Below are 11500 nucleotides of genomic sequence, written 5' to 3'. Positions count from 1 at the left end.
AACAGCAACAGCAACAGCAAGACGATTCTGACGCCAAAGACCAGAAAGACCAAAATCAGCAAGGTCAGCAAGGTCAGCAAGGTCAGCAAAATGATTCTTCGCAAAGCTCTCAGGATCAACAACAAAGCTCCGCTGACAATGGCAAGTCGCAAGATCAAAGCAGTAACCAAGATCAACGCGGTAGCCAAGACCAAAACTCATCTCAAGGCCAACCTGAAAATCACTCTGACTCTGAAAAGTCTAAACAAGACGACAAGCAAGCCGGTCAACAAAGTAACAGTGACCAGCCGAAACAGAGTGACCAAGAAGGCGCTACACCTCAAAGTGCTAGCGCACAACAAGCTTCAAAAGAAGATGGTGAGCAAAGTGGTCAGCAAGCTGTAGCACAAACCTCAGATCAACCTCTGTCGAGCGACCCTGACATGCGAAAACTTGAGCAAGTAGAAAGCGCCCGTGACCCGAGCCAACTGCTTAAAGCGCAAATGATTTTACAAGCACGACAAAAAAGTGCTCCTAACAACCAGAAGAAAAAGTGGTAACCATGCGATTTCTAAACAAGCCATTTTTATCCGTACTCCTAACATTGTTGTTGGGAGCTTTCTCGTCCTTCTCAGTATTGGCTGCAAACGCCGTGGCGAGTGTTTCACATAACAGTGTCACCAAAGATGAAGTGTTCCTTCTTAGAGTCGCAACCGATGAAAAGGTCTCTTCTGATGCTCTAGATCTAACAGCGCTCCAGCAGAATTTCTATGTCGGCACACCAAACTTTGGGTCATCGATGCGAATCGTCAATGGCAGCCGTTCGGTGTCAAGTGAATGGAACATCAGCCTTGCTCCTCTGCGTTTAGGCAAGATCCAGATTCCTAGCTTCGATATTGAAGGGGCGAAAACTCAGCCTATCACCATCAATGTTGCCGTTAATAAAGCTGCGCCCACTCAACATGACATGGCAGAGTTCCAGCTTAATCTCAGCAAGAACTCGCTGTACCCACAAGAAGTGGCTGAGCTTGATGTAAAACTCATCATCAAAGCTGATCCAAGAAGGCTGCAAGATCCTAAAATAGCGCCACCGAGCTCGCCGGGTTTAGATGTGGAACCTATTGGTGAATCGAAGCAATTTCAAGATGTTCTCAATGGACAAGAGGTGACGGTAGTTCAACAGTCTTTCCGTATCTCTTCACAAAAGGCCGGACAGTTTAAGCTGAATGGACCGAAGCTGACTGGAGCCGTTGTTTACTCAACCAACAACTCCAGTACAACGCGTCTGTTCCAGCTCGACACGCCCGTTGAAACCTTAGATGTCACCGTCAAAGAGGTGCCAAAAGGCTACCAAGGTGAGTGGTTACCAACATCAAACTTCAAACTGATTCAACAATGGTCAGATAGCCAAGGCAATCAACTGGGAAATAGTAATGGTTTAGAAGGCGACAACCCATCCATTGAAATGGAAGCGGGTGACTCGTTAACTCGTACCATCACCATGACGGCTAGCAACTTAACGCAACATCAGCTGCCAAAACTGAATATCACCTACCCTAAATCGGTACGTGTTTATGAAGAGAAGCCGCAATTTGGCACAACTCAGTCAGGTGATTCTGTCGTTGTTTACAAGCAAGTATTGATTCCGAAAGAGGCTGGAAATATCTCGCTTCCTGATGTGTCTCAAGCTTGGTTTAACACCGATTTGCAATCAGAACAAACCAGTAAAGCGCAGGGGCTAGAGTTGGCGGTAAAAGCAAGTGATCGCGCAGCGTCAAGCACTCCACCAGTTACGGCTACGCCCGCCCAACAACTAAGCCCGACGGTTGTTACTGTGGATAGCCCTGGGATCTGGCCTTATCTCACTGCTCTGTTTGCTGTTTTATGGTTAATCAGCTCAGCGATGGCTTTCTATTTCTGGTCACGACGTGGTGTAACGACAAAACCAACACACATAGTTGAACGTCAATCAGATACGGCAGACGCGCTTATTGAAGCGCTGAAAACGAAAGATGGCGTGATGACCAGAACCTTATTTGAACAGTGGAAAGCTGAAAACCCAGATCTGAGTGATGAGACAATAGAAGTGGTTGAAACTGAGCTAACGAAGCTCAATCAGAGCCTCTATGCTGAAGCTGATTCACCAAGTCAGTCATGGGATCCTTCTGAGTCGCTCAAAGCAGTTAAAAAACCAAAGCGAGTCACAAGCAAAGCACGCAAGAGCACATTGGAAAAGCTTTAGTTAACCAGCAATCTAAGTAAAAAAAGAAAGAAGCCGTGATGACCACCTTGTGATCATCACGGCTTCATTCGTTTTACGCTAGAGAGAAACAGATACCGCACTAAGAAATTGAAACTGCGACCTTTTTACGTTTCAACGCAGAAACGATTCGATTTCTCCCAGAGTCTTTGGCTTGATACAAGGCTTTGTCTGCCTTGCCATACAGTAGGTCGAAGTCAAACTGGCGCTGATCAGAAGTTATAGAAGCATACCCGACAGACGCGGTTAGATACTGGCTGGTACTGCTTTCACAATGGAGGATCTTCGCCTCTTCAATGCACTTTCTGATCGACTCTGCTCGCCGCTTGGTTTCAGAGTGATGGGTACCAATCATCAACAACATAAACTCCTCTCCCCCAATACGACAGAAGGTCTCTTGTTCATTGTAAACATGGTTATTTAGTATCTTACCTATCGAGCGTAAAGCAGCGTCACCTTCGGTATGGCCATAAACACTGTTGTACAAACCAAAGTGGTCGAGGTCGACAAGGATCAATCCAAATGTGACTTCATATTGTGTGGCAAACGCTCCTTGATCGTCGCAGTTCAAATCTTCTAACACTTGCGACAACATACGGCGGTTTCCAAGGCGCGTCAGCGGGTCTAATTTAGAAATGATATCCAACTGTTCGTTGGCTCTTTCAAGCTCTTGAGTGCGCTTACTAACCTCTTGCTCAAGCGTTTCATTGAGCTTTTTAAGCTCCTCTTGCGCCATGGTTCTTTGCAACACCTCTGCAAGGCTAGAAGCAAAGATACGAATCACTTCGCGAAGCTGGGAAGTTAAAGGGCTGCGTGTTAACAAGTTATCTGCGGCAATAAATGCAATCGGCTCACCCGTATTGGTGGTGAGCATGGTCATTGCCGTCCAACCTACCCCAACAATATTAAAGTCATGATAGATAGGTACTGATTCTTCAAACGCAACTTGATTGGGACAAGCGCGAGCCGCTGAAACAATGTTGCGTTCCACCAGCTCTGAACGATAGTAGGACTCGTCGACAATATCGCCTTTTATATCCGTACCCCAAGTACCTTGCATGTAGCTGCAATTCTTATCGGTCAGGAAAACCGCCAATCGGTCGATGCCTAGGTGTTGAATAGCAAAGCTAACCGCAGACTTACACACCTCACTAACACTGTCGCAGCGAGACAACTCCACCATGCTCGAGTGCAGCATGCGTATGTTCTGCTCTTGGCGTTTACGAATGTATATCTGAGAGAGCAGCGAGCCAAAGGACTCAAGCATCTGCTTTTGATAATTGGTTATGGGTGAACGGTGGATGTAGTTATCCATCGCAATCCAGCCGACCGGTTTATCCCCTTCACGCAAGATAAGCATCCCATTCCAGCCCTGCCCCACCACCTTGCCTTCGGTGTAGAGTGGCGCTTGTTCAATAATGACTAAGTTGGTGTGGTTGTCAGATAGCGCCTCAATGTATTCGGCCTCAAGCTGGTGTAAATCATATTGAGTATGATGTTCACTGTTGGTTTTACCCGTTTCGTCAGTGCCGTAAGTACCACTAAAACAGCGCTTTTTCATATCAAGTAACATGAAGATCGCACGATCAAAGCCTAGGCGATCGCGTACGGCTTCTACTGATGCTTTATAGAGTGCATCTAAAGTTTCTGGATTAGAAAGCTCTAACGCCACCTGATGAACTAGCTTCATGTTCTCGACAAACAATTCACGAAGCTTAATCTCATCAAGGTATTGAGCTTCTCGTGTGTCTCTGTGTTTGATCTCAAGTGCCGCGTTCTTCTCAGCACGAATACACTGCCAGCGAGCGGCGGCAAGTTGAAGAACATCTAGATCTTGGTCGAAGGTTTGATTGATCTTTTCGGCATCGCAATTTTGAATAATTAAATAAGTTCTACAGGCAGGCGCATTGTCGAGCATCATGATGAACGACTCCCCACCGAGCACTTTTATGTGATCCCAGTTACAAGTATTGATTGCCATAGGTAAAACACCGTCTGCGGTATCAAACTGTGAAACCCAAGGCCAAAATGTAGAGGGGTAATACTCAAGAGAGGTTAATTCGCCATGACAAAACAGCGGCAACGAATCGCTTTCCGGTATCGGCTCAGCAAATATCCCTATCCCTTTTGGAGCAAGCATTTTAGCCAAGTACTCAAAAAGAGACTCTGCCAACAGACGGTGATCGCGCGTAGCAGATATTTGTTTTGCAAAGGCTTTTACAGGCACAGCTTCCGTCCATTGGCTATTGAGAATACAGCAAAAATACAGAAGCCTTGATATGCAATCAATGTAACTAAAAATGAGATGTTAAGCGGGTCGCAATTTCACTTTTTACATTATCACAAGCATGAGAAGGACTACAAAAATGGGATTTCCTGCCCAAATTTTCATCGACATTGAGGCTTTTTTAAAGGCATAAAAAAGCCCCACATAAAGTGGGGCAAAACTTCCATCGCTTATAGTTATAGTGATAATTCTGTCGATCTATTCGATTATCTAACCTGCGTATCAGTTAGCGTGCTGGTTTTGCTAATAGGCCAAACACAGCACTTAAATAATCAATTAACCAAAGTCACCGTTTACGTAACCTTTAGTACGATCATCTTTTGGTTCGCTGAAGATAACACTCGTTTCGTTGTGCTCTACAAGCTCTCCCATTAGGAAGAAAGCAGTACGGTCTGAGATACGACGCGCTTGCTGCATTGAGTGCGTTACGATAACGATAGTGAAGTCTTTCTTCAGGTCTTCCATCAATTCTTCAATCTTGTGCGTCGCGATTGGGTCAAGAGCCGATGTAGGTTCATCCATCAGGATTACATCCGGTTCCATTGCAATAGTACGAGCGATACATAGACGTTGTTGCTGACCACCAGACAAGCCAAATGCGTGTGCTTTAAGACGATCTTTTACTTCGTCCCACAGTGCTGCACTGCGCAGTGAGCTTTCTACTACTTCATCAATGTGCTTCTTGTCTTTGATGCCTTGAGCACGCAAGCCGTAAGCCACGTTCTCGTAGATGCTCATTGGAAATGGGTTTGGCTTTTGGAATACCATGCCTACACGAATACGTAGGTCAGCCACATCAATATTGCCGTAGATGTTTGTACCATCCATATCCAGCTTACCTTTGATAGTAACGCCTTCAATTAGGTCATTCATGCGGTTCAAGCAACGTAGTAGCGTTGACTTACCACAACCAGATGGGCCAATCAGTGCCGTAACCTGACGAGTAGGAATTGGCAGGTTGATAGATTTAAGCGCTTGGTTGTCGCCGTAAAACAGGTCTAGGTTCTCAATATCAAATTTGTTCATGTTCGTAATCTCTAAATTCTTAAATTCGTGTCTAACTTGATGCTTTCTTTATCACGGGGGCTCTCTTTATTGATGAGCCAGCTAATGAGCTTAGTAAGTTGCCGTGTTGAAGCGTCTCGCAATCAGTTTTGTAACCATGTTGATCAAGAGAACCAGTACGATTAGGACTGTCGCCGTGCCGTAGGCTTGGTTCCACTCATCGATAGTAAATAGCTCTGTTGTCAGCTTATATAGGTGAACCGTTAGTGTACGGCCAGAATCGAATACCGACTCAGGAACACGTGCCACCATACCTGCTGTTAAAAATACAGGTGCTGATTCGCCAATTACACGACCAATACTAAGAATGACCGAAGTTAAGATACCTGGCATTGCGCTTGGTAAGATCAAACGCCAGATAGTGTAGATTTTTGAAGCGCCAAGGCCATATGAGCCTTCACGGTAAGTTTGTGGCACTGCCATCAATGCTTCTTCTGTAGTACGAATGATTACAGGAAGAATCAGGATACTTAGCGTTAGTGCACCCGACAGAATCGAGAAGCCAAGACCAAGAATCGAAACAAAGAAGGTCATACCAAACAGACCAAAGATGATCGATGGGATACCAGCTAGCGACTCAGTACAGAATCGAATCACTTTCACCAATCGGCTACCTACTTTCGCATATTCAGTTAGGTATATCGCCGTCATGATGCCTAGTGGCGCGGCTACCGCAATCGATGCAATTACCATGTAGATCGTGGCAATGATCATTGGGAAAATACCACGCTCTTCACCAGTACGAGTGTAATCGTCAGTGATGAAGTTCCAATCTACGTATTGCAGACCGTTCGATAGGATGTACCAAATAATCCAGAATAAGAAACCAACGGTTACAGCCGCAGCTGCCCAGATAAAGCCTTTCAGGATGTTATCTTTGGTTTGACGTGCTTGTTTTAGTTTTACGCGATCCATATTACTTATCCTCGCCTACTTCGCTTTTTCACGGTTAAGATAAAGTAGAGCACCATTTAACATCATGATGAACACTAAAAGTACAACACCCGTTGCGTACAATGCGCTAGCGTGAACGCCACTTGCGTAAGACATTTCAATTGCAATGTTTGCTGTTAGCGTACGAGCTGAGTCCAAAATGCCTTCTGGCATTGCTGGCGCGTTACCCATAACCATGATGATTGCCATCGTTTCGCCAAGTGCGCGACCGATACCCAAAATCACACCAGTCATAATGCCTGAACGTGCAGCAGGAACGAGTAGCTTAAAAATCGTGTAGATTTTCGAAGCACCCAGTGCAAGTGAACCTTCTTTGTATGTGCGAGGTACAGCACGAATCGAAGTTTCAGAAACCGTGATAACGGTAGGAAGAATCATGATACCCAGAACAATGATACCCGCCAGGATAGTGTTACCCGCTGGTACTTGGAAAACGTTCTGAATCATTGGAACGATAATTACTAGACCGAAGAAGCCGTAAACTACCGACGGGATACCCGCTAGAAGCTCAACTGCTGGTCGAATAATATCTGCAAGACGCTTTGGAGCAATCTCAGCAATAAAAATAGCGGTTAATACACCAACTGGTACACCAACAACTACAGCTCCAAGTGTCGAAACAATCGATGCAACAATCATAGTTGCAACACCGAATAGAGCTGGAGGTAACCAGTCAACACCCAGAACAATGCCAGAAACACCGGCCTCTTGGAATGCAGGGATACTCTCTGCAACGATAAAGTAAGCGATAACGGCTAGTGATACGATGCCGATTACAGCACTCGATAAGAACAAGCCATGGAAGATTCTTTCTCTCCAGTCGATGCGCTTCTTAGCACGTAGACTTGGCTTGTTGATTTGAGTCGCTTCAGTATTCATAAGCTTTTCACTATTTGCGATGGTCATATATAAAATCTCAAACTTTGTGGCTCAATAAGAGCTCGAAATAAACAAAGTTGAAAGAAAAGGCTCAGCCTAAAGCAGGCTGAGCAATAATTAAGATTGAGTCAGTTAAGATTAGTTAACTGTGATGTAGCCTTTTTTAGCTGAGATAGCTTGAGCTTCGTCTGCAACCATCCAGTCTAGGAATTGTTGAGTTTCAGCTGATGGAGCGCCATCTTTGTAAAGAACTAGGAAAGGACGAGCAACTTTGTAAGAACCGTTCTTAACGTTGTCTACAGACGCAGCAGCGCCGTCGATAGTTAGAGCTTGAACAGATTCGTCAACTGTACCTAGAGAGATAAAGCCGATAGCGTATGGGTTGCTTGCTACAGAAACTTTAAGTGCGCCATTACCGTTTGCAACTTGTGCACGTTGAGAGATAGCCGATACTTTTTTATCGCCAATCGTCTTCTTAAGCTTCATGATGTCTTCGAATGCACCACGTGTACCAGATGCAGTATCACGAGTGATTGCTACGATAGGCTTGTCTGCACCGCCAACATCTTTCCAGTTAGTGATGTCGCCTTTGTAGATTGAAGTGATTTGCTCAGCTGTAAGAGCAGATACTTCGTTATTTGGGTTTACAACAACTGCGATACCGTCACGAGCGATAACGAGCTCTTTCAGGTCAGCTGTTTTCTCTTCTTCTTTTAGGTCACGAGAAGAGATACCAAGGTCAGCACTTCCATTTTTTGCTGCTTTGATGCCTGCAGAAGAACCTGGTGCTTGAATTTCGATGAACACTGGTTCGCCTTTATTCATGTAGGTTTCTGCAAAAACTTCAACCAGTGGAGAAGCACTGTTAGAGCCAACTACAGAGATAGTTTCTTTAGCTGAAGCTGTATTCACTGTTAGAGCGCCTAGTAGTGCGATTGCACCGATAACTGTCTTTTTCATCACAAATTTCCTTTAGTGGCGTTATTGCCGTAATGTTTTGCTTGAACGAGGCCTACTTTAGAATCCGAATGTGACAGTTGTGTTTCACTTAATTGAAGCCTATATGACAACTACAATTTAATGGCTAATTTCTCTCCTACTCGATGAATTGATAGTCGCGCCCCCATCAGATGCAGTTATTGAATGCAGGTGTCACCATCGTTTGAGCACCAAAAACTAGATTTCCTTCCCTATTTATATCGAACACTAACCAATATATTTCTCTATTTATCAATCAAGTAGCCCTAACACGATGGATAAAAAGATCCACCTTTATCGCCATTTAGAACAATAAACAACCATCTATATCAAATACCTATCGCATATAACGAAATCAAAGCCTTTACTGATTGAATTGTCAGTCTCATTAGTTAGAATCGCCAACTAATTCTAATAATAATAATTCTCATCTATTTATTTTATTCAAAGAAGGACATTACATGCGCCAACTTCTCAGTGGCTTATCAATCAAAATACAAATTCTTATACCCGTACTATTTTCCGTCGTTTTACTTTTAGCCGGTGTCATTATCGGTGGTGAAAAGCTAGAAAGTGCATTCAAAGATGTGTCAGTAGCAACCGACCAATTAATCTTACATAAAGAAGAACTCAGCGAAATCGTCGACAACAGCTATGGCATGCGCATCAAAGCGATTTACAGTCTATTCAATGCCGATGACGTAAAAACACTGGTTGAAACACTAAACCAAAAACGCGATCAGAATACTCGCCTACTGAATTCATTAGACACAGTGCCAGGCATGCAAGATGAAGTGGCCGCGATGAACAAAGCGATGAATCACTATGTCGATTTTTCTCGCACCACCATGCTTCCGCTATTAAGAGCGAAACACGGCGATGCGTCACTCTCGTCAGATTTTGAAAACCGCTACCAGATCGCAATCGACCAATACCGACATGCGGGTAATGAAATGGTGCAAGCGATCAACACTCTGTCTAAGAAGCTGAACTTGCTTGCCACTCAAGAGGTGGACATCAACGGCCAGCAACACGCTAGTACACTGACTACCGCGACCATTGCACTGTTGGTAATCCTGTCTGTAGCTCTAGTTATCAGTTGGACGCTGGCTGGTATCATTGTTAAGCCGATCAGCAACATTCAAGAAACCATGCGCGAAGTTGCAAAAGGTAACTTGTTAGTTAAAGCCGAAGAATATGGCGACAACGAAATCTCACGCCTAGCGCAAGACGTAAACCAGTCTGTTGAACAACTGCGTGACACGGTAAGCTCACTGTCTCGAATCAGTATCGAAGTGGCTTCTGCGTCGACAGAGCTAGCAGCGGTAATGACCCAATCCAGCGTTAACTCAGACCAAGAGAAACAAGAAGTGGAACAAGTCGCTTCTGCTGTGAACCAACTTGAAAGTACTGCATCGCACGTTAACGAGAACGCAGTACAAGCTGACTCAGCGTCTAAGCAAGCTGACGAAATGGCGACACACAGCATGAGCTTGTTTAATGAAAGCAACAAAGCTAACGAACAGATGGCGATTCAGCTAAGCGAAGCTGCAAATGTTGTGGGTACGCTAAAAGAGCACTCTGAACAGATTGGTAAAGTGATTGAGGTGATTCAAAGTATCTCTGAACAAACTAACCTGTTGGCGCTTAACGCAGCAATTGAAGCCGCTCGCGCGGGTGAAAGCGGTCGTGGTTTCGCAGTGGTTGCTGATGAAGTTCGAATGCTAGCGGCACGTACACAAGATTCAACCAAAGAGATCCAAACCATCATTGAAGGTTTGCAGGTTCAATCCGGTAACGCGAATGAAAGCATGAGCAGCTCACTGGCTATGCTGGAACACAACCAAACTCTTGCAGGTGAAGTAAGCGCGGCGCTTTCAGGCATTGCTAACTCGGTAACGGACATGACTGAGATTAACACTCAGGTTGCCTCTGCCGCTGAAGAGCAAAGCCAAGTAACCTCAGACATCAACCGTAATATCTCAAACATCTACAGCTTAGTAAGCCAAAACGTAACCGGCATTACTCAAGCCGCTGCAGCAAGCTACGAGCTATCTAACCTAGCAGAACAACAGAAGCAGCAGTTGGATTACTTTAAGGTATAGGCTTCAAGGTACGAAGTTCAAGGCAAACAGATTCAGGCTGTATGCTCTTTAGAACTCGCCGATAAACAAAAAGCCAGCCATCATGGCTGGTTTTTCGCTTTTAGACACTACTGACGAGATTCAGCCGCTCGAATTCTTTCAATCGCTTCTACCCTTCTAAGCTGTTCTGGTAGGAAATGTTCAGTCCTAAGTTGCGCAATCTTCTCTTGTTGTTCGGTTTTTGATAGGAATGAATCTTTCAAGACATCATTTCGTTCTGCGAAGTAGGCCTCTAACGAGTCTTCAAAGGCCGCTCTTTGTTTATCAAGTGCTTCAAGCCTCTGTGCCGCTTCTTCGCCAACCAGTTCGTTTCTCTTCAAGTATTTGTCTTGTTCATCTAGGACTTCTGAGCTGGATAGTTGCTGTAATAACACCTGATTTTGATGACTGGACTGAACATAATCAGGTTGTTCAGATAGATAGGATTCAAGCCTTTGCTGATATTCTTGTTCTTCTAGCCCTTCTTGTTTCAGAAGTAACTTTTCTAAAGCGATTTCCCTCATTCTGTTGTCGTGCGTAAACAGAATACTTATCTCGCTCTCACTGAAAAACTGAGCTTGGAGGTCAAGGAGCGCTTGATTGAGTGCACGTAGATCATCAGCGGAAATGGATGTGGTACCGAACTGCACGTCCAACGATGTCAGTGCCGACTTATACTCAAGATATTTGGCAAACAGAATCAGGAGAACAAAACATAAGCAATTGATTAAATTAACATTTAACTAAGGTTGATGAGATTGTTCTTTCAATATCCCGACTCAAATATCAATTCAACATTCTCAATAAACCAAAATTATTCGACAAATAACCGTTTGGAAACAGGTATTTTTCAACCAAAAACTCGTTGATAACTTGATGCTTATTCCATTAACGACACACCAAAACCCTGAATATATTGACGCCAATTATTTATTTTAGATATAGGTCGTACCAGTTATCCACTTATCCACTTAT

General features: G+C 44.3%; 7 protein-coding genes and 2 pseudogenes. 3 read left to right on the top strand and 6 right to left on the bottom strand.

Annotated elements, in window-relative coordinates; genetic code table 11:
- Both AB4384_RS10380 and AB4384_RS10375 read left to right on the top strand, forming a co-directional pair.
- Positions 1-539: pseudogene (locus AB4384_RS10380) on the top strand (hypothetical protein); the annotation flags it as partial.
- Positions 540-541: 2 nt separating this feature from the next.
- Positions 542-2221: a BatD family protein gene (locus AB4384_RS10375; RefSeq protein ID WP_372129438.1), complete on the top strand. Its 1680-nt coding sequence runs from the start codon at positions 542-544 to the stop codon at positions 2219-2221.
- Positions 2222-2321: 100 nt separating this feature from the next.
- Here the strand turns inward: AB4384_RS10375 and AB4384_RS10370 are convergent, their stop codons facing one another.
- The 5 genes from AB4384_RS10370 to AB4384_RS10350 form a co-directional block, all read right to left on the bottom strand.
- Positions 2322-4466, bottom strand: a complete 2145-nt coding sequence (locus AB4384_RS10370) for a GGDEF domain-containing protein (RefSeq protein ID WP_102321286.1) — start codon at positions 4464-4466, stop codon at positions 2322-2324.
- A 336-nt stretch (positions 4467-4802) separates the two neighbouring features.
- Complete coding sequence (gene pstB / locus AB4384_RS10365; protein ID WP_004732036.1) at positions 4803-5552, bottom strand: phosphate ABC transporter ATP-binding protein PstB; 750 nt, start codon at positions 5550-5552, stop codon at positions 4803-4805.
- Between the two features lie 90 nt (positions 5553-5642).
- Positions 5643-6506 carry a phosphate ABC transporter permease PstA gene (gene pstA / locus AB4384_RS10360; RefSeq protein WP_017064256.1) on the bottom strand — a complete coding sequence of 288 codons (864 nt, stop codon included), beginning with the start codon at positions 6504-6506 and terminating at the stop codon, positions 5643-5645.
- Positions 6507-6521: 15 nt separating this feature from the next.
- The gene (gene pstC / locus AB4384_RS10355; RefSeq protein ID WP_122081231.1) at positions 6522-7451 is read right to left on the bottom strand and encodes a phosphate ABC transporter permease subunit PstC; all 930 of its coding nucleotides are present in this window, start codon (positions 7449-7451) and stop codon (positions 6522-6524) included.
- A 111-nt stretch (positions 7452-7562) separates the two neighbouring features.
- Positions 7563-8384, bottom strand: coding sequence for a phosphate ABC transporter substrate-binding protein (locus tag AB4384_RS10350; protein ID WP_372129436.1), 822 nt, complete (start codon positions 8382-8384; stop codon positions 7563-7565).
- Between the two features lie 479 nt (positions 8385-8863).
- On the opposite strand from AB4384_RS10350, the gene AB4384_RS10345 reads away from it, so the two are divergent.
- Positions 8864-10507 carry a methyl-accepting chemotaxis protein gene (locus AB4384_RS10345; protein ID WP_372129435.1) on the top strand — a complete coding sequence of 548 codons (1644 nt, stop codon included), beginning with the start codon at positions 8864-8866 and terminating at the stop codon, positions 10505-10507.
- Between the two features lie 107 nt (positions 10508-10614).
- On the opposite strand, the pseudogene AB4384_RS10340 reads toward AB4384_RS10345, so the two are convergent.
- Positions 10615-11223 (bottom strand): annotated as a pseudogene (locus AB4384_RS10340) (lipase secretion chaperone); the annotation flags it as partial.
- Between the last annotated feature and the right edge of the window lie 277 nt (positions 11224-11500).

The organism is Vibrio sp. 10N.261.51.A4 (genome assembly GCF_041471945.1).
Classification (GTDB): domain Bacteria; phylum Pseudomonadota; class Gammaproteobacteria; order Enterobacterales; family Vibrionaceae; genus Vibrio; species Vibrio crassostreae_C.
The sequence above is the reverse complement of the archived record's forward strand: the minus strand, read 5'-3'. Positions and strand labels throughout refer to the sequence as shown.

Bases quoted from the DNA above. Each gene is read 5' to 3' on its own strand.
- AB4384_RS10345 (WP_372129435.1), top strand. From the start codon at position 8,864: ATGCGCCAACTTCTCAGTGGCTTATCAATCAAAATACAAATTCTTATA.
- pstC (WP_122081231.1), bottom strand. From the start codon at position 7,451: ATGACCATCGCAAATAGTGAAAAGCTTATGAATACTGAAGCGACTCAA.
- AB4384_RS10350 (WP_372129436.1), bottom strand. From the start codon at position 8,384: ATGAAAAAGACAGTTATCGGTGCAATCGCACTACTAGGCGCTCTAACA.
- pstA (WP_017064256.1), bottom strand. From the start codon at position 6,506: ATGGATCGCGTAAAACTAAAACAAGCACGTCAAACCAAAGATAACATC.
- AB4384_RS10375 (WP_372129438.1), top strand. From the start codon at position 542: ATGCGATTTCTAAACAAGCCATTTTTATCCGTACTCCTAACATTGTTG.
- pstB (WP_004732036.1), bottom strand. From the start codon at position 5,552: ATGAACAAATTTGATATTGAGAACCTAGACCTGTTTTACGGCGACAAC.